Origin of the sequence: Sphingomonas sp. PvP018, assembly GCF_017876865.1 — a bacterium.
GTDB lineage: Bacteria > Pseudomonadota > Alphaproteobacteria > Sphingomonadales > Sphingomonadaceae > Sphingomonas > Sphingomonas aerolata.
In genome coordinates this window covers 1,636,812-1,654,099 of the sequence record NZ_JAGIOU010000001.1, presented here as the reverse complement: position 1 = coordinate 1,654,099, position 17,288 = coordinate 1,636,812, and the positions used below count along the sequence as shown (strand labels likewise).

Genomic DNA, 17,288 nt, shown 5'->3' with positions numbered 1-17,288 from the left:
TGTGTCCTTACTTCTGGGTACGCGAGCGGTTGAAAAGCACCGCACCAGCGATGGCGGCTGAGCCTATGCCGACGCCAAGCCCGATCTTTGCAAGCGGCCAGGTCTTCGCTTTCTCTACGGTCGCCTTTGCTGCGGCTTCAGCGTGAAGCTTTGCTTCCTTGGCTGCGGCGAGAATTTCGTTGGGGGTATCGTCGTCGGCAGCCGTTGTGATGGGGTCGGTCACGTCACTCTCCTAACTCGATTTCCGACCATACTCCGCTCGGAAATCATTTGCGAACTTCGTCAATGTACCGGCGGCGATCGCAGCGCGCAGATCTGCCATCAGCGTTTCGTAAAACCAGATATTGTGCTCGGTCATCAACATCGCGCCCAGCATCTCGCCCGCACGGACGAGATGATGCAGATAGGCCCGGCTCCAGATGGCGCAGACCGGGCAGGCACAGTCGGCCGCCAGCGGCGACTGGTCTTCGGCAAACCGGGCGTTGCGGATGTTGATCGGGCCATTGCGTGTGAACGCCTGTCCGGTTCGCCCTGACCGGGTCGGCATAACGCAATCGAACATGTCGATTCCGCGCTCGACAGCGCCCACGATATCGTCAGGCTTGCCGACGCCCATCAGATAGCGGGGTTTGTCGGCGGGCAATTGTCCGGGGGCGAAATCCAGGCATCCGAACATCGCCTCCTGTCCTTCGCCGACCGCCAATCCGCCGACCGCATAACCATCGAAGCCGATATCGATCAGCGCGTCCGCCGAGGATTTGCGGAACGACTCATTCAGCGCGCCTTGCTGGATTCCGAAGATCGCGTTGTTCTCCGCATGGGCACCGCCTGCATCGAAGGCGTCGCGCGATCGCTTCGCCCAGCGCATCGATCGTTCCATGGCGGCGGCCTGAACCTCCTGCGTGGAGGTCGTCGGGACAAGCTCGTCGAACGCCATGACGATGTTCGACCCCAATAATCGCTGGATCTCGATCGACCGTTCGGGGCTGAGCAGGTGCCGGGTGCCGTCAAGATGCGATTTGAACGACACGCCCTCCTCGGACCGCTTGGTAAGATCGGCAAGGCTCATCACCTGATACCCGCCCGAGTCGGTCAGGATGGGCTTCGACCAGCCCATGAAGCCGTGAAGCCCGCCCAGTCGCGCGACGCGTTCCGCGCCGGGACGCAGCATGAGATGATAGGTGTTGCCGAGGATGATGTCGGCCCCCGCGGCCGCCACGTCGTCGGGCTTCATCGCCTTGACCGTCGCGGCGGTGCCGACCGGCATGAAGGCGGGGGTGCGGATCACGCCGCGCTGCATCGCGATCTGGCCCGTGCGTGCTGCGCCATCGGTGGCAGAAATGGTGAAGTCGAAACGAGGGGACACGGGATGATCCATTAACGGCGCTTGCCGCGCGGTGGGGCGTTGGGGGCAAAGCTCCTGATCGTGAGCAGCTCCTCGCGCACGAGCACACCGTCCCGGTTGCGGTCGAAGCGGAGAAAGAACTGCGCAAATCTGGCCTGAAGCTCGGCAAGGGTGATCGCGTTGTCGCCGTCGCGATCGACTTCGAAGGGGCTGGGCAGGGCGTTGCGATCGCCAAGCCATTTCAGCGACCAGTCGGCATAGGCGATATAGCCGATCTTGCCCGTCATGCTGCCCTCGGCGCCCGCAAAGCTCCGCGCGAGGCAAGCATCGAGTTCGGGCCTGGTCACGCGCGCGTCGCGATCCGCATCGCAGGCGGCGATCAGCATTGCGGCCGGTTCGGCAAAGATCGTTGCGGGCGGTTGCGCGATCCCAGCGGAAGGCACGACTTGCAAAGCCAGAATCAATGGGATCAACATGGGCCGGTCATGGCAGCAGCAGGCTGGCATCGCCATAGCTGTAGAAGCGATACTTGGCCGCAATTGCATGCGCATAGCCAGCCTGCATCCGCTCGCGTCCCATCAGCGCCGATACCAGCATGAACAACGTTGACCGCGGAAGGTGGAAATTGGTCATCAGGCCATCGATCCCCTTGAAGCGGTAGCCCGGCGTGATGAAGATCGCCGTGTCGCCCTCAAACGGGCGGATGACGCCGTCGTCACCGGTCGCGCTCTCGATCAGTCGCAGCGATGTCGTGCCGACCGCGATCACCCGGCCGCCGGCGGCGCGGACCGCGTTCAGCTGGTCCGCCGTGGTCGCATCGATCCGGCCCCATTCGGCATGCATCTGGTGATCGTCGGTATCGTCCACCTTCATCGGCAGGAACGTGCCCGCACCGACGTGCAGCGTCAGCGTGGCCTTCCCGATGCCCGCAGCCTCGAGCGCCGCCATGACCGATGGGGTGAAGTGCAGCGCCGCGGTCGGTGCGGCGACCGCGCCGGGCTCGGCGGCGAACATTGTCTGATAATCCTCGGCGTCGCGCGCATCCGTCGCGCGCTTCGCCGCGATATAGGGAGGCAAGGGCATTCGCCCCGCGCGATCAAGCAGCAGTTCGATCGGTTCGTCGCCAGCGAATTCGAGCGCGTAGCTGCCGTCTTCTGCCCGGTCGACCGCCCGGGCGACGACGCCGTTGCCGAAATCGATCGGATCCCCATCGCGCAGACGGCGCGCATTTCGAATGAAGGCGCGCCAACGTCGCGGCCCTTCGCGCTTGTGCAGCGTCGCCCCGATCTTCGCCCCGGACGATAGCTGCCCGTCCTGCTCGATCCCAGCACGACGTCCTTCGAGCTGCGCCGGGATGACCCGCGTGTCGTTGAACACCAGCAGGTCGCCGCGACGCAGCTGTCCAGCCAGATCGGTGACGCGCAGGTCGCGTGTTGCATCCCCGTCCAAGACCAACAGCCGTGCGGCATCGCGCGGCGTTTCGGGCCGGAGTGCGATACGATCGGTCGGCAGGTCGAAGTCGAAAAGGTCGACGTTCAACGGACTCTCACTTCTTCGCGGGGGCCTTCTTGGCGAGCTTGGGCTTTGCAACGACCGCCGGTACTGGCCTCGACTTGCTGCTGCCGGTCCCCGGCAGGGTTACAGGCGCGCCCAGTGCCGGTGGCGGGGTAACGGGCGCGGCGACATAGGCCGGTGGGCTGTCCGCAGCGATATAGGCGTGCAGGATCCGCGAGGGGTTAGCCGGCGGCTCGCCGCGCTCAATGGCGTCGACATATTGCATGCCGTCGATTACCCGGCCGAACACGGTATATTTCTTGTCGAGGCTGAGGCGCGGCTGAAAGACGATGAAGAACTGGCTGTTCGCGCTGTCTTCCTTTTCCGAACGCGCCGCGGACACCGCGCCGCGAACGTGCGGCAGATAATTGAACTCGGCCTTCACGTCGGGCAGGGGTGAGCCACCGGTACCGTCACCCTTTGGATCGCCGCCCTGTGCCATGAACCCGTCGATCACCCGGTGAAACGCCAGGCCGTCGTAGAAATGCTGCCGGGTCAGGGTTTTGATGCGCTCGACCATCAAAGGGGCGACATCGGGACGAAGCCAGATCGTGACACGGCCCCCCGTCGACAGGTCAAGCAGCAGCAGGTTCTGCGTGTCCGTCGTCAACGGCGGGGTAGCGCGTCCGGCAACGGCGGGATCGATGATCTGGGCGGACGCAGGCGCCGCGACGAGGCACCCGAGGATCGCAAACATACCGGCGAAAAAGCGCATCAAATCCCTACTCGCATTGGCCATGGGGCCGGGGCCGACCTTGAAGCCCGCCGCTTAGAACAAATCCGTGCTTGCGCCAAACTGAACATCGTCCGCCAACTGGCGTCCCGCGCGCGTCAACTTCCCTTGCGGCCGATCCGGTTGACGCGGGCAATGACCTCTTCACTGACGGCAGGCGGGACGAATTTGGCTATGTCCCCGCCAAAGAGCGCGATTTCCTTGACCAGCTTGCTCGCAATCGGCTGCAGCGCGACATCCGCCATCAGGAACACCGTCTCGACCCGCGGATTGATCTGCTGGTTCATCCCCGCCATCTGATATTCATATTCGAAGTCGGCGACGGCACGCAGACCGCGGACGATGACCTTCGCGCCTTCGCGCTCGGCAAAATCCATCAACAGAGAATCGAACGCGACCACGTGGATCTCGCCGGCCACGCCGTCTACCTCACGCCTCACCATCGCCATGCGTTCCTCGATCGTAAACATCGGCGATTTGGAGGCATTCGTCGTGACGCCGACGACCAGCCGGTCGACCAGCTTCGCGCCACGCCGGATGATGTCCATATGGCCCAGCGTGATCGGGTCGAACGTACCCGGGTAAACACCGACCCTTACGGTCTCGTGGCTTGCCGTCATGGTCGGTGTCTCCGGAAGAGGTCAGCGGTCGCGGTCAAGCACGAAGCGTGCGATCTCGCGGAGCAGATCGGCCTCGCGGCCATAGCTGTGCAGATGTGCGATCGCCTGGTCGACAAGCATGCGGGCCTGTTCACGCGCGCGATCCGCGCCGAGCAGCGACAGGAACGTCTCCTTGCCCGCACCGGCATCCTTGCGGAGGCGTTTACCCGCCGCCGCCTCATCGCCTTCGGCGTCGAGCAGATCGTCGGCGATCTGAAAGGCAAGCCCCAGGTCGTGCGCATAGCCGCGCAGGCCAACCCGGCCCTCGGGCGCAATCCTGCCAAGAATGGCGCCTGCCTCGACGGACGCCAAAATCAGCGCACCGGTCTTCATCTGCTGAAGCCGGGTGACAGTGTTCAGATCGAACCGGGCATTCTCCGCCTCGAGATCCATCATTTGGCCGCCGGCCATCCCAGTCGGGCCGGACGCCTTGGCAAGGTCGAGCACCAGATCGGCGCGCACGAACGGATCGGGGTGCGTTGACGGGTCGGCGAGGATCTCGAACGCCAGCGCGTGAAGGCAGTCACCTGCGAGGATCGCGCATGCTTCGCTGAACATCTTGTGGACGGTCGGCTTGCCCCGACGCATGTCGTCGTCGTCCATGGCCGGGAGATCGTCATGGATCAGCGAATAGACATGGATCGCCTCGATGGCCGTGGCCACCCGCGCCGCACAAGCACGGTCGACCCCAAACAGACTGGCGGTCGCGAAAACGAGCAACGGGCGTAGCCGCTTGCCGCCGCCGATCGCGGCATGACGCATGGCGCGATACAGGTCCGCACGCGGATCTTTGGGGATCGCCAGAAGGACGTCGAACTGCGCGTCGATCTCTGCGGAAACCTCCGCGAGCGCTTCTGCCAGCGATTGCGGCAAGGTCGTCATGCGCGGCTCAACCTGCCGCAAAGGGGCGAACCCCAGCCGGCTTACCCTCGGCATCGAGCCGGATCGCTTCGATCCGCGCCTGCGCAGCGTCGAGCCGATCGGCACAACGCTGGCGCAGCTTGTTGCCGCGTTCGTAAAGCTCGATGGCCTGCTGCAGCGGCGTATCGCCACGCTCGAGCTGCCCCACGATCGTCTCCAGCTCTTTCAATGCCTCTTCGAATGAGAGGTCTTCGGTCGGCGTTTCCATGCGTGCTGCTATGGAGCAGGCGCGCGACGGGGGTCAAGGACGCGTCGACGGCGGAGGCTATGCCGCGACCGGCACGCGCCGAGTTTGCCGCGAATTCTAGCGCAACCGGTCGACGGTCCAGGTGTAAAGCACCGATATGCCGATCAGCCCCAGGTCGACTGCAGCCTGCATCCTGTGCGGCGCGGGGTCGGACGGGTCATGCGTGATGAGGCGGATATCCGCCGTCGGTTGCGGCATTACTGCGAGCGTCAGCACCAGCGCAGCGACAGCAAGGGCAGCCTTACGATTACGCATCGTCATTCTCCCGGGCGAGGCTGCATCCTGACGTCGTCAATCTGCTTTGACAAGGCGCGGCACCAGGCACCGCATTCAGGCGGCCGAGACGAGGCTGACCGCGCTTCGCGATCGATCGCGCCCCGCCGCTTTGGCCTCGAACAAGGCGCGGTCGGCGTCGCGGTAGAGCGTCTTCCAGTCGGCGTCGTGCAACAGGGGCCCGGTGCATGTACCGATGCTGGCGGTGACGGTGATATCATACGGCATCGACTGGCCGCGGACACGGTCGCGGATTGCGCAGGGCGAAACCGATGTCGAGGCATCGACGAGGATGGCAAACTCCTCGCCACCGATCCGGGCGATGAGCGTATCGGTTGGCAGTGCGCTGCGGAGCGCACGGGCGAAGGCCCGCAACACCTCGTCGCCGCCATCATGACCGATCGTCTCGTTGACCCGCTTGAAATGGTCGATGTCGGCGATCAGCAGCGTCTGCTCGCCGGGGCGGCCAATCGCGCGTGCCAGAAAGGCGCGACGATTGAGCAGGCCGGTCAGCGGGTCAGTATCGGCGAGCAGGCGCGCCGCGATCTCCTGTTCCCGCGCAGCGTCGCGTTCGCGGCTCAGCAACAGGATGCGATAGGCAATCGCCGTGCTCGACAGAAGCGCCTCGATCGCCATCGCGATGACCGTCGAATTGTCGACCAGCAGGCTCGGCTCGACCATCCCGAAGCTGCTGGCGATGCGAAGCCCGGACATGACGATCGGTGCACCCCACGCAAGCGCAAACAACCACAGATAATTGCTGCGGACGCGCCACGCGCGCCACAGGATGATCGCCACAACCCCGATGAACCCCAGATATGCGATCGACATGCCGGTATCGAGGACATGGATCGCGCGGGGGGCGAGCATAACCCAGAGCCCCGCCATGCCGACCAGCCCGACCATCACAGCACTGCTGAGCGGCCGTACCCAACCCGAGAACACGGCGCGTTCGAAAAAGCTGCGGGCGAAAAGGAGTGCTGTGCTGGCTGATGCGGCCAGGAACAGTATGTTGAGCCGCTGGCGGTCGTTATTGTCGAGGCCCGTAAAGACTTGGCCCGCAGCACCTGACGACGTCGATACATAGGCCAGCAAGCACAGGACGAGGAGGCAGTAGACCGGCTGGAAAGCCTGGCGAAGCGCACCCCATAGCGCCAGATTGTAGACGATCAGCGCGATCGCCATGCCGGCAAAGGCGCCGTAAAGTGCGCCGCGCACGATCTCCGTCGTCGCCGCCTCGCCATGATCCGCCAGTACCGGCTGCAGGATGACGCCGCGAAGATTCGTGGCGCCTTCGACATGCCACAGGAGGCGCACTGGTGGCGCGTCATGGCGCGGCAGCGGTTGCGAGAGGACGGCGCCGAGGTTCAGGATCTCATGGGCGGTTTTTGGCGTGACGCCGACATGGCGAATCGCACCATCGGCATAGCGGACGTAGAGCGTGATGCGCGTCATCCAGATACTGCCGATACGCACGCTGGTGCCGCGTAGCTGAGCGGCGGGAAGCGGCTGTGACAGGACCCAGAAATCACCCGGGCCGAATCGGCGCTGTGGGGTGGTGCAGTCGAATCGTTCCGGCGTCTTGAACAGGGCCGGCGCCGTCATGCCGGGTGCTGCGCGGACGAGACAGGTCGCCAGAGGGAAGGCGGTCGCGGCGGCGGGCGGTGCAGTCACCAAGCAGAGCGTCCACAGCAGCAAGACCATGACCCACCGCATATATGCCCATATCCCCATGACATGCCTCGTAAAGCGCGTTCGGCAAAGAACGGTAAACTTGGCTGGCTATGGCACAAAAAAACCCGGCGGCAAGCGCTGCCGCCGGGTCTCATAAACGCGGCTTGACGCCGTCTCGCTGCTACTTGGCAGAGACGGGTTCAGCCTTCCCCTTCTTCTTGGGCTTTTTCGGCGCCGCACTTTCAATCGCGAACGAAAGCGCACCATCCTTCATCTTCACCGTCACCTCGCCGCCATGGACCAGTTTCCCGAAAAGCAGCTCCTCGGCAAGTGGCTGCTTGATCTTTTCCTGGATCAAACGCCCCATCGGACGTGCTCCGTAGAGCTTGTCATAGCCCTTCTCGGTGAGCCACGCCTTCGACTCGTCATCGAGCTGGATATGGACGCCGCGGTCCGCCAGCTGAAGCTCGAGCTGGAGAATGAATTTGTCCACGACCCGGGCGACCACGGTCGTCGGCAGATAGCCGAACGGCACGATCGCATCGAGGCGATTGCGGAACTCCGGCGTGAACATCTTCTGCACCGCCTGTTCGTCCTCGCCTTCACGCGTAAGGTTGCCGAAGCCCACCGTCTCGCGCGCCATGTCGCTGGCCCCCGCATTGGTCGTCATGATCAGGATGACGTTGCGGAAATCGACCGACTTGCCGTGCTGGTCGGTAAGGCGCCCGTTGTCCATCACCTGCAACAGGATATTGAACAGGTCTGGATGCGCCTTCTCGATCTCGTCAAGCAGCAGCACGCAATGCGGATTCTGGTCGACCGCATCGGTCAGCAACCCACCTTGGTCGAACCCGACATAGCCCGGGGGCGCACCGATCAGACGGCTGACCGAGTGCCGCTCCATATATTCGGACATGTCGAATCGCTGGAGCGGGATACCCAGGATCGAAGACAGCTGCTTGGCCACCTCCGTCTTGCCGACGCCGGTGGGGCCGGTGAACAGATAGTTGCCGATCGGCTTCTCTGGCTCGCGTAGACCCGCTCGCGCCAGCTTGATCGCCGAACTGAGCTTTTCGATCGCCGCATTCTGCCCGAACACCACGCGCTTCAGATCTGTTTCAAGTGTGGCGAGCGCGAGCTTGTCGTCGGTCGAAACCGATTTCGGCGGGATGCGCGCCATGGTCGCGATGACCTGTTCGATCTCCTTGGGGGTGATCGTCTTCTTGCGCTTGTTCGGCGGCACCAGCATCTGCATCGCACCGACCTCGTCGATCACGTCGATCGCCTTGTCGGGCAGCTTGCGGTCGTTAATGTAGCGCGCACTGAGTTCGACCGCCGACTTGATCGCGTCGGGAGTGTATTTGACGTTGTGGTGATCCTCGAACGCCGACCGCAGGCCAGCCAGAATCTTGATCGTATCCTCGATCGTCGGCTCGTTCACATCGATCTTCTGGAAGCGCCGCAGCAGGGCGCGATCCTTCTCGAAATGATTGCGGAATTCTTTGTAGGTCGTCGAGCCGATGCAGCGGATCGTGCCGCCCGAGAGCGCCGGCTTGAGCAGGTTTGACGCATCCATCGCACCGCCGCTCGTCGCGCCGGCACCGATGACTGTGTGGATCTCGTCGATGAACAATACCGCGTCCGGCATCTTCTCCAACTCGTTGACGACCGCCTTCAGGCGTTCCTCGAAATCACCACGATACCGGGTGCCTGCCAGCAATGCGCCCATGTCGAGCGAATAGATTATCGCCGGCTTGAGCACGTCGGGGACCTCGCCCTCGACGATCTTGCGCGCGAGGCCTTCCGCGATCGCGGTCTTGCCGACGCCGGGATCGCCGACATAAAGCGGATTGTTCTTCGAGCGACGACACAGGATCTGGATCGTGCGATCCACCTCCGGCCCGCGCCCGATCAGGGGATCGACCTTCCCGTTCTTGGCCTTCTCGTTCAGGTCGACCGTGAATTGCTTGAGCGCGCTTTCCGTCTTGCCCTTCTCCTGTCCCTTGGTCGGCTTCTCGTCGTCGGCACCCTTGGGTGTCGAAGCTTCAGTCGGCTGCTGTCTGCCCTTGCCGACACCGTGGCTGATGAAGCTGACCGCATCGAGGCGGCTCATGTCCTGCTGTTGCAGGAAATAGACGGCATAGCTTTCCCGCTCGCTAAACAAGGCAACGAGCACGTTGGCACCCGTCACTTCGTCGCGGCCCGAAGACTGGACATGAAGGATGGCGCGCTGGACGACGCGCTGAAAGCCGCTCGTCGGCGATGGATCGGTCGCGGCATCGACCTTGAGCGCATCGAGCTCGGTGTCGAGATAATGCGCTACCGTGGTTTTCAGCTCGCCCAGATCGACGTTGCAGGCGCCCATGACCTTCGATCCGTGCTCGTCGTCGATCAACGCCAGCAAGAGATGCTCGAGCGTCGCATATTCGTGGCGTCGGGACGATGCAGCCTCGAGTGCCTTGTGCAGGGTGGTCTCGAGGGCGGGTGCAAATGACGGCATTTACATTACTCCTGTCGGGCCACGCAGACGCAGGCCCTTTGCCACTATGTCGGAACGGTAATCGATCGCATCAAGCACTTGACCCCGCCGGCCTGCGTTCCTGCACCGTCCAAATGCGGACCGCCGAGACGAGGTCGAGGACATCACCGTCTAAATAGGTCGTCGGCGCTGGCGCGGTGGCTGATCGCTCGATCTTTTTTCAACTGGCAGCGCGCAATCTCGCCTTGCAGCACGGTGATCCGCGCATCGAGCTCGGCGACCGAGAGCGAGTCGATGTCCTGACGCACGAGCGCATCGAGGAAATCGTCGGGACGAAAGGGGGCGTCATCCGGATCCATTGCGCCTGTAACGTTGACCCGCACCGGAGTGATGTCAATAAGGCACGGAAATCCAATGGGGCGTCTCGATCACATGACTGCAAAAACCGTGACTCCGCGTTACATCGTCCCTGACGTCATGAAGGCAATCGATCCCGACGCTCCGGGAGGCCCTGAAGTGCTCGTCCTTGTGGAGCGCGCCGTGCCGCATCCCGGAGCCGGCGAGGTCCTCGTCAAGGTTGCGGCGGCGGGCGTCAATCGTCCCGAGGTGATGCAACGGCAGGGTAAATATCCGCCGCCGCCCGGTGCCCCGTCGATCTTGGGCATGGAAATTGCCGGGACGATCGTAGCGGTCGGCGACGGGGTCGGCGAGGAACAGATCGGGCAGCGGATCTGTGCGCTGATCACCGGCGGTGCCTATGCCGAATATGCGGTTGCCCCGTTCGGCCAGTGCCTCTCCGTGCCCGAAGCGCTGACGATGGTCGAAGCCGCGGCGATGCCCGAGACGTTGTTCACGGTGTGGACCAACCTGTTTGAGCGTGCCTATGCGACCGAAGGCGATACGGTACTCGTCCATGGCGGCACGAGCGGGATCGGCACGATGGCGATCGGCTTGTGTGGCATCTTCGGGATCGACATCATCGTCACCGCGGGCTCGAAGGCGAAATGCCAAGCCGCGCTCAGCCTCGGAGCGACGCACGCGATCGACTACAAGACCGAGGACTTCGTCGAACGGGTCAAGCAGATTACCGGCGGCAAGGGTGTTGCGGCAGTACTCGATATGGTGGGTGGCGACTATGTCGCGCGTAATCTGCAATGTCTGGCCGAAGACGGGCGGCACGTGTCGATCGCGGTTCAGGGTGGGGCGAATGCGACGGTGCCGCTGTTCGAGATCATGCGCCGTCGTCTGACCTTGACGGGATCGACGCTGCGTCCGCGCGATACCGCATTCAAGTCGCTCGTGGCCGACGAGCTGGCGCGAACGGTCTGGCCGCATGTCGAGGCCGGCAAGCTCAAGCCAGTGATCGATCGCGTCTTTGCCTTTGCCGACGCCCCGGCGGCGCATGCGCGGATGGAAGCAGGTGATCACGTCGGGAAGATCGTGCTGTCCATGACGTGACGCGGGCACGCCTAACCAGGCTGTCCCCGAGCCGTCTCTGCAATTCGTGACGGAGGCTGTGCGTCGTCCGATGACTCAGAACAGTCACCGGACTGCGACTGCCATGTCACATTGCGCCGCTAGACAGGACCGCAACGAACAGATTTGCGGGGCAGGCCGATGGACACCGTCACGTTTCCAACCGACGCGTTGCCGATAGCCGATGTGGCGGACATCGCGGACTTCATCCATTCGCGACCCGTCGTGCCCGAACGCGTCGTCGAACGGCGGCAATATCGCACGATCTGGATTTCCGACGTCCATCTCGGCACGCGTGGCTGCAACGCGGCGATGCTCAACGACTTTCTCGACCATGTCGACAGCGACACGATGTTCCTGGTCGGCGACATGATCGACGGCTGGCGATTGAAGAAAAAGTTCTACTGGCCGGCGGCGCATAACGACGTGCTGTGGCGGCTGCTCAAGCGCGCGAAGCGCGGTACGCGGGTCGTCTATATTCCGGGCAACCATGACGAGGTGTTCCGGCAATATTCGGGGCTCGACTTCGGTGGGATCTCGATCCGGCGCAAGGCGATCCACGAAACTGCCGACGGCCGCCGCCTGCTGGTTCTTCACGGCGACGAGTTCGACGCCATCACGCTGGCGCATCGCTGGGTCGCGCATATCGGGGATGCGGCGTACACATTGCTCATGGGGCTCAACCGATGGGTGAACGGCGCGCGGCGACGTCTCGGCATGCCTTATTGGTCGCTCTCGAAGCATGCCAAGGCCAAGGTCAAGAACGCGGTCGCCTTCATCTCGCATTTCGAAGAAGTCGTCGCGCACGCGGCCGGCGTGCGGGGGGTTGACGGCGTTGTGTGTGGACACATCCATACCGCGGAAATGCGCGATATTGCCGGCGTTGCCTATTATAACGACGGCGACTGGGTCGAAGGCTGCACGGCACTTGTCGAGCATTTCGACGGGCGAATGGAACTGCTTCACTGGGCAGACGAGATCGCCGCACGCGAAATCGACAACGTCGTCACGCTGGCCGCCTGACCCACGTCAATTCGGCTCATGCCGCGATTACCCAAGGAGACCCCGATGCGTATCGCGATCGTCACCGATGCCTGGAGCCCGCAAGTCAACGGCGTGGTTCGCACCCTGCAGTCCGTCCGACGGGAACTCGAAGCGGTGGGTCATCAAGTGCTGATCATATCCCCCGCGCAGTTCGCCTCGATGCCGTGTCCGACTTATCCCGAGATTCGGCTGGCCTTTGCACGGTCGGGCGCAGTCGGACGATTGCTCGAAAGCTTTGGTGCCGATGCGATACACCTCGCGACGGAAGGTCCGGTCTGCCTCGCTGCACGAACCTGGTGCCTGGCCCGAGATCTGCCGTTCACGACCGCCTATCATACCCAGTTTCCCGATTACATCGCGGCACGGACGGGCGCGAACCCCGCCTGGATATGGCGCTATATTCGCTGGTTCCATCGTCCCGCCGAGTCGATCCTGGTCTCCACGCCCTCCGTCGCGGCAACACTTACCGCACAGGGGCTGCATCAGGTTCGCGAATGGGGGCGAGGCGTCGATTTTGCACAATTCGGGCTGGACGGCGCTCGCGACCCGGAGATGTCGGCGCTGCCCGGCCCGATCCTGCTCTATGTCGGGCGCGTCGCTGTCGAGAAGAATGTCGAGGCCTTTCTCTCGTCCGCGCATCGGGGAACGAAGGTGGTGGTCGGCGACGGGCCCGCGCGCGCCGCGCTCGCACGTCGCTTCCCCGATGCCGTGTTTCTCGGTCAGCGCGACGGACAAGGGCTGGCGGCGGCCTATCGGACTGCGGACGTCCTCGTCTTTCCCAGCCGGACCGACACCTTCGGGCTGGTCATGATCGAGGCGCTCGCGTGCGGGACGCCGGTTGCGGCCTATCCCGTCGCCGGCCCGATCGACGTACTCGACCCGCGCGTTGGCGTGATGCATGAAGATCTCGACGAAGCGATCGCGGCGGCACTGACCCGCGATCCCGTCGCCTGCGCCGCCTATGCTGCCCGGTACAGCTGGCCCGCAAGTGCGCGCCAGTTTCTGCGTGCCCTTGTTCCGCTTGCCCGTCCACTCGATCGACCGCGCATGGCGGCATGATGCGACGCGACGATCGCGCGCTTGCCTGTTAGTCATGGGCGCACTAAGTCATGTGTCATGTCAGGCCGCTCCGAAAGGGGCGGCCCTTTCTATTTTTACGGAGTTTCCGCCGTGGCCCAGCCGCTCATGCCCCATGCGACCGCCGCCTGGATGGTCGACAACACTGCGCTCAGTTTCGAACAGATCGCAGATTTTTGCGGTCTGCACATTCTCGAGATCCAGGCGATCGCCGACGACACCACGTCGACCAAGCTGACGGGGCGCGATCCCGTCCGCGCGCATGAGGTCACGCAGGACGAGATCGACAAGGGCGCGGCCGATCCCGATTATCAGCTCAAGATGATCAAGGGTCCCGAGCAGGTCCGCCGGACCAAGGGCCCGCGTTACACGCCGGTGTCCAAGCGCCAGGACAAGCCCGATGGCATTGCCTGGATTATCCGTAATCATCCCGAGATCACCGATGGTGCAATCTCGCTGCTGATCGGCACGACGCGCACGACGATCGCTGCGATCCGTGACCGTAGCCACTGGAACATCGCCAACATCACGCCAAAGGACCCGGTCACGCTCGGCCTGACGTCGCAGCGCGAGCTCGACGCCGCGGTTGCCAAGGCCGCCAAGGCGGCGGGTATGGAAGCACCGACCGACACGCGTCTCGAGGGCGATCGTGAGGCGCTGCTCGAGCAGCTTCGTAACGAGCGTACGCAGGCAGCGGCGGACGCGCAGTTCGTCGCAGAGGGCGGTGTCCTGCCGGTCAAGCCGCTGTTCGACGACCCCTTCAAGCGCTGAACGTTCCCGTTCCCCGCGTGGCGCGGTGCGGGGGCGGTTCGGGCTATCGAATAGGTTTGCGGTCCTGACGGCGCGGGGATGGCCGGCGGCACAGGGCGTTGAGGGCACGCGGCATGGCTGATGCGCGTGTCGGCCCGGGGACTATCTCTGGCGCCTTGCGGTTGCTACCTGCGACACATGACGTCGCTGCCGGCTCCACAGGATGAACCGCTAACACACAAGGGGCTGGTCTACCCCTTGGGCCACCGCGAGCCCGAACCCGGTAACGTATTTCGCATCGCTCCCGGCGTTGACTGGGTACGCCTCAAAATTCCCGGTCCGCTGCGCCACGTGAACTGCTGGATGCTCGCCGATGGCGACGGCGACGCGCTCGTCGATACGGGCATGAATACGCCGGAAGCGCGCGACGCGTGGACCGCAATCCTGGCAGGGCCGAAGTCGGGCGTCCGCATCACCCGCGTGATCGGCACGCATTTTCATCCCGATCATATCGGCCTCGCTGGTTGGCTATGCGAGACGCACGACGCGGCGCTCGTCATGACCCGGGGCGAATGGCTGACCGCACGAATGCTGGCCGCTGATGCCCGGGATGCCGTTCCTGCCGAAATGCTGGCATTCTGGCGCGGTGCGGGCTGGGACAATACGCAGATCGCGCATGCCAGTGCGAAGGGGTGGGCGGGATTCCGCAAGATCATCACGCCGCTTCCCTTTGGTTACACGCGGATCACCAACGGTGACGTGTTGACGGTAGGCCGCGATGACTGGCGGGTCGTGATCGGGTCGGGCCACAGCCCAGAGCATGCATGCCTTCTCAACGAAGCATCGGGCGTCCTGATTGCCGGGGATCAGGTTCTGCCCCGTATCAGCCCCAATATCTCTTTGGGCATCACCGAGCCGCATGCGGATCCGCTGGGCGAATGGTTTGCCGCGATCGCCCGGCTCAAGACATTGCCCGCAGATCTGCTGGTCCTGCCGGGGCATGGCGATCCGTTTACTGGTCTTCATACCAGGCTTGACGCGATGGATCGTGAGCACCGCGAACGGCTCGACGAACTCGCTGCCTTTCTCGCCGAGCCGCGTCGTGCGGTCGAGTGTTTCGGACGGCTGTTCCGGCGCGCAATCGGCCCCGATCTGCTCGGCATGGCGACGGGTGAAGCGCTCGCGCATCTGCGTCGGCTCGAGGTCGAGGGTCGCGCCGTTCGGGACAGTGTCGATGGCGTGTGGTGGTGGCGCGCAACGTGAGCTAGCATCAGATCAAAGCCGGCAGGAGAGGCCCCATGTGCGACGAGCATACCGCAGACGATAACGAACACTATCTCGCCGCCATGTCGCGGCGCCAGTTCGGCGTGATGACCGGGGCCGCAGGCCTCGCGATGCTGTTGCCCGTGCCGGCCGATGCGAAGCCGATCAGCGGACGCGAGGTGTCGATCAAGACGCCCGATGGTCAGGCTGACGCCTATTTCGTCGCGCCGGCCACCGGGACTCATCCGGGCGTGCTTGTCTGGCCGGACATCATGGGTCTGCGCCCAGCGTTCCGTCAGATGGCCGATCGACTCGCGCAGTCGGGTTATGCCGTCCTTGTCGTCAATCAGTTCTATCGGTCGACCAAGGCACCGTTCCTTAGCCCCGGTGAATCCTACGACCAGCCGGCCGTCCGCGCTCGAATTGCACCCTTTCGTGACGCGCTTACACCCGAGGGTACGGTCCGTGACGCCAAATCCTTCACCGCGTTCCTGGATGCGCAACCGCAGGTGGATCGCAAGCGCGGGCTGGCGACCACCGGCTATTGCATGGGCGGGCCGATGGTAATCCGCACCGCTGCTGCGGTATCGGGACGCATCCGCGCGGGGGCGACGTTCCACGGCGGGGGGTTCGTGACCGACACACCCGACAGCCCGCACCGGCTGATCCCTGCACTGAAAGGCAGCTATCTGATCGCGATAGCGGCGAACGATGATGCGCGCGCACCGACCGAGAAGGACGTGCTGCGGGCGGCCTTCGCGACAGCGAAGCGTCCGGCCGAAATCGAGGTCTATCCGCAAACGATGCACGGATGGTGCCCGCCCGACAGCAAGGTCTATAATCCGGTGCAGGCGGACCGTGCGTGGGGCCGCATGCTCGCGCTGTTCGCGACGGCGCTGGCGTAAGATTCATGGCTGCTTCGTTCGACGGCACAACCCGCTGGGTGCGATCCGCGATCGCATCTTGACGGCACGGCATCGCCATGAGACCATCGTTCACTCTATGTTCTTGAGGGGCGAGCCATGACGTTGACGCTGTATTCGAATCCGATGTCGCGGGGGCGTATTGCTCGCTGGATGCTTGAGGAGACCGGGGCCGCTTACGATACGGTGATGCTCGATTATGCGACGACGATGAAGGCGGCGCCGTATCTTTCGGTTAATCCGATGGGCAAGGTGCCCGCTATCGTCCATGACGGCCACGTCGTTACCGAATGCGGCGCGATCTGCGCCTATCTGGCCGACGCCGTGCCCGAGGCGCAATTGGCGCCGACGGCTGACGAGCGGGCCGACTATTATCGATGGCTATTTTACGCGGCCGGGCCTCTGGAGGCGGCAATCACCAACCGATCGCTCGGCGTGGTCCCGACCGAGACGCAGCAGCGGATGGTCGGTTATGGAAGTTTCGAGGCCGCGATCGCCGGACTTGAGCATGCCGTTGCGGCGCATAGCTATATCGCGGGCGAACGCTTCACGGCAGCCGATGTCTATGTGGGTGCCCAGGTCATATGGGGATTACAGTTCGGCACGATGCCGAAGCTTGCAGCATTCGAGGCCTATGCCGCCCGCCTGACCGAACGCGCGGCCCATCGGCGGGCAGCAGCGCTGGATGATGACGCTATGGCCAAGATGGCGTCATGAAGTTGCGCTAGGAGGTCGAATGCCCGATCAGGCGGCCTAGGACGCGAGCTAACCCGCCAGCGCCTGTGGCCCCATCGCGCGGGCATTCGTCAACTCGGCCACGTGCCCCCGCACTCCCAAGGCGATCGCCGCGTGGATCGACGATCAAAACGG

General features: G+C 63.8%; 19 protein-coding genes. 7 read left to right on the top strand and 12 right to left on the bottom strand.

The window, feature by feature from the left end:
- Positions 1-7: 7 nt before the first annotated feature.
- From J3A66_RS07175 to J3A66_RS07120, 12 genes are all read right to left on the bottom strand, one after another.
- Positions 8-223 carry a hypothetical protein gene (locus tag J3A66_RS07175; RefSeq protein ID WP_197975095.1) on the bottom strand — a complete coding sequence of 72 codons (216 nt, stop codon included), beginning with the start codon at positions 221-223 and terminating at the stop codon, positions 8-10.
- A gap of 9 nt (positions 224-232) precedes the next feature.
- Complete coding sequence (gene tgt, locus J3A66_RS07170; RefSeq protein ID WP_348634011.1) at positions 233-1,366, bottom strand: tRNA guanosine(34) transglycosylase Tgt; 1,134 nt, start codon at positions 1,364-1,366, stop codon at positions 233-235.
- A gap of 11 nt (positions 1,367-1,377) precedes the next feature.
- Positions 1,378-1,857, bottom strand: a complete 480-nt coding sequence (locus J3A66_RS07165) for an EF-hand domain-containing protein (RefSeq protein ID WP_348634010.1) — start codon at positions 1,855-1,857, stop codon at positions 1,378-1,380.
- A complete protein-coding gene (gene queA, locus J3A66_RS07160; protein WP_031394990.1) occupies positions 1,829-2,884 on the bottom strand; it encodes a tRNA preQ1(34) S-adenosylmethionine ribosyltransferase-isomerase QueA in 1,056 nt (351 codons plus the stop codon). The genes J3A66_RS07165 and queA overlap by 29 nt, the downstream gene beginning before the upstream one ends.
- A gap of 7 nt (positions 2,885-2,891) precedes the next feature.
- Positions 2,892-3,614, bottom strand: coding sequence for a peptidylprolyl isomerase (locus J3A66_RS07155; protein WP_209567959.1), 723 nt, complete (start codon positions 3,612-3,614; stop codon positions 2,892-2,894).
- A gap of 116 nt (positions 3,615-3,730) precedes the next feature.
- Entirely contained in the window at positions 3,731-4,252 is a 522-nt protein-coding gene (gene coaD / locus J3A66_RS07150; RefSeq protein WP_166746871.1) for a pantetheine-phosphate adenylyltransferase, read from the bottom strand.
- Between the two features lie 21 nt (positions 4,253-4,273).
- On the bottom strand, positions 4,274-5,173 hold the full coding sequence (locus J3A66_RS07145) for a farnesyl diphosphate synthase (RefSeq protein WP_209567957.1): 900 nt from the start codon (positions 5,171-5,173) through the stop codon (positions 4,274-4,276).
- A 7-nt stretch (positions 5,174-5,180) separates the two neighbouring features.
- Positions 5,181-5,420 carry an exodeoxyribonuclease VII small subunit gene (locus tag J3A66_RS07140; RefSeq protein ID WP_031394986.1) on the bottom strand — a complete coding sequence of 80 codons (240 nt, stop codon included), beginning with the start codon at positions 5,418-5,420 and terminating at the stop codon, positions 5,181-5,183.
- A 96-nt stretch (positions 5,421-5,516) separates the two neighbouring features.
- Positions 5,517-5,714, bottom strand: coding sequence for a hypothetical protein (locus J3A66_RS07135; protein WP_209567955.1), 198 nt, complete (start codon positions 5,712-5,714; stop codon positions 5,517-5,519).
- A 75-nt stretch (positions 5,715-5,789) separates the two neighbouring features.
- Positions 5,790-7,448 (bottom strand): diguanylate cyclase, encoded by a 1,659-nt coding sequence (locus J3A66_RS07130; protein ID WP_245336725.1) that lies wholly within the window; start codon positions 7,446-7,448, stop codon positions 5,790-5,792.
- Between the two features lie 139 nt (positions 7,449-7,587).
- Positions 7,588-9,906, bottom strand: coding sequence for an ATP-dependent Clp protease ATP-binding subunit ClpA (clpA, locus tag J3A66_RS07125; RefSeq protein WP_209567953.1), 2,319 nt, complete (start codon positions 9,904-9,906; stop codon positions 7,588-7,590).
- A gap of 143 nt (positions 9,907-10,049) precedes the next feature.
- Entirely contained in the window at positions 10,050-10,244 is a 195-nt protein-coding gene (locus J3A66_RS07120) for a DUF1192 domain-containing protein (protein WP_209567951.1), read from the bottom strand.
- Between the two features lie 118 nt (positions 10,245-10,362).
- On the opposite strand from J3A66_RS07120, the gene J3A66_RS07115 reads away from it, so the two are divergent.
- The 7 genes from J3A66_RS07115 to J3A66_RS07085 all read left to right on the top strand — a co-directional run bounded on the left by J3A66_RS07115 (position 10,363) and on the right by J3A66_RS07085 (position 17,135).
- Positions 10,363-11,343, top strand: coding sequence for an NAD(P)H-quinone oxidoreductase (locus J3A66_RS07115; protein ID WP_209570427.1), 981 nt, complete (start codon positions 10,363-10,365; stop codon positions 11,341-11,343).
- Between the two features lie 159 nt (positions 11,344-11,502).
- Complete coding sequence (locus J3A66_RS07110; protein ID WP_209567949.1) at positions 11,503-12,384, top strand: UDP-2,3-diacylglucosamine diphosphatase; 882 nt, start codon at positions 11,503-11,505, stop codon at positions 12,382-12,384.
- Between the two features lie 45 nt (positions 12,385-12,429).
- Positions 12,430-13,464: a glycosyltransferase family 1 protein gene (locus J3A66_RS07105; RefSeq protein ID WP_209567946.1), complete on the top strand. Its 1,035-nt coding sequence runs from the start codon at positions 12,430-12,432 to the stop codon at positions 13,462-13,464.
- 111 nt (positions 13,465-13,575) lie between these two features.
- The gene (locus J3A66_RS07100; RefSeq protein WP_081874195.1) at positions 13,576-14,253 is read left to right on the top strand and encodes a DUF1013 domain-containing protein; all 678 of its coding nucleotides are present in this window, start codon (positions 13,576-13,578) and stop codon (positions 14,251-14,253) included.
- A 330-nt stretch (positions 14,254-14,583) separates the two neighbouring features.
- On the top strand, positions 14,584-15,495 hold the full coding sequence (locus J3A66_RS07095; RefSeq protein WP_348634009.1) for an MBL fold metallo-hydrolase: 912 nt from the start codon (positions 14,584-14,586) through the stop codon (positions 15,493-15,495).
- Between the two features lie 35 nt (positions 15,496-15,530).
- Positions 15,531-16,400: a dienelactone hydrolase family protein gene (locus J3A66_RS07090; protein ID WP_056405232.1), complete on the top strand. Its 870-nt coding sequence runs from the start codon at positions 15,531-15,533 to the stop codon at positions 16,398-16,400.
- Positions 16,401-16,517: 117 nt separating this feature from the next.
- A complete protein-coding gene (locus J3A66_RS07085) occupies positions 16,518-17,135 on the top strand; it encodes a glutathione S-transferase family protein (RefSeq protein WP_192069811.1) in 618 nt (205 codons plus the stop codon).
- The last annotated feature ends 153 nt before the right edge of the window (positions 17,136-17,288 follow it).

What these genes read in the sequence shown, in the direction of transcription:
- J3A66_RS07155 (WP_209567959.1), bottom strand. Translation starts at nt 3,614, where the DNA reads ATGCGCTTTTTCGCCGGTATGTTTGCGATCCTCGGGTGCCTCGTCGCG.
- J3A66_RS07105 (WP_209567946.1), top strand. Translation starts at nt 12,430, where the DNA reads ATGCGTATCGCGATCGTCACCGATGCCTGGAGCCCGCAAGTCAACGGC.
- J3A66_RS07110 (WP_209567949.1), top strand. Translation starts at nt 11,503, where the DNA reads ATGGACACCGTCACGTTTCCAACCGACGCGTTGCCGATAGCCGATGTG.
- clpA (WP_209567953.1), bottom strand. Translation starts at nt 9,906, where the DNA reads ATGCCGTCATTTGCACCCGCCCTCGAGACCACCCTGCACAAGGCACTC.
- J3A66_RS07115 (WP_209570427.1), top strand. Translation starts at nt 10,363, where the DNA reads ATGAAGGCAATCGATCCCGACGCTCCGGGAGGCCCTGAAGTGCTCGTC.
- J3A66_RS07135 (WP_209567955.1), bottom strand. Translation starts at nt 5,714, where the DNA reads ATGCGTAATCGTAAGGCTGCCCTTGCTGTCGCTGCGCTGGTGCTGACG.
- J3A66_RS07140 (WP_031394986.1), bottom strand. Translation starts at nt 5,420, where the DNA reads ATGGAAACGCCGACCGAAGACCTCTCATTCGAAGAGGCATTGAAAGAG.
- J3A66_RS07145 (WP_209567957.1), bottom strand. Translation starts at nt 5,173, where the DNA reads ATGACGACCTTGCCGCAATCGCTGGCAGAAGCGCTCGCGGAGGTTTCC.
- coaD (WP_166746871.1), bottom strand. Translation starts at nt 4,252, where the DNA reads ATGACGGCAAGCCACGAGACCGTAAGGGTCGGTGTTTACCCGGGTACG.
- J3A66_RS07130 (WP_245336725.1), bottom strand. Translation starts at nt 7,448, where the DNA reads ATGCGGTGGGTCATGGTCTTGCTGCTGTGGACGCTCTGCTTGGTGACT.
- J3A66_RS07090 (WP_056405232.1), top strand. Translation starts at nt 15,531, where the DNA reads ATGTGCGACGAGCATACCGCAGACGATAACGAACACTATCTCGCCGCC.
- J3A66_RS07165 (WP_348634010.1), bottom strand. Translation starts at nt 1,857, where the DNA reads ATGGCGATGCCAGCCTGCTGCTGCCATGACCGGCCCATGTTGATCCCA.
- J3A66_RS07120 (WP_209567951.1), bottom strand. Translation starts at nt 10,244, where the DNA reads ATGGATCCGGATGACGCCCCCTTTCGTCCCGACGATTTCCTCGATGCG.
- J3A66_RS07085 (WP_192069811.1), top strand. Translation starts at nt 16,518, where the DNA reads ATGACGTTGACGCTGTATTCGAATCCGATGTCGCGGGGGCGTATTGCT.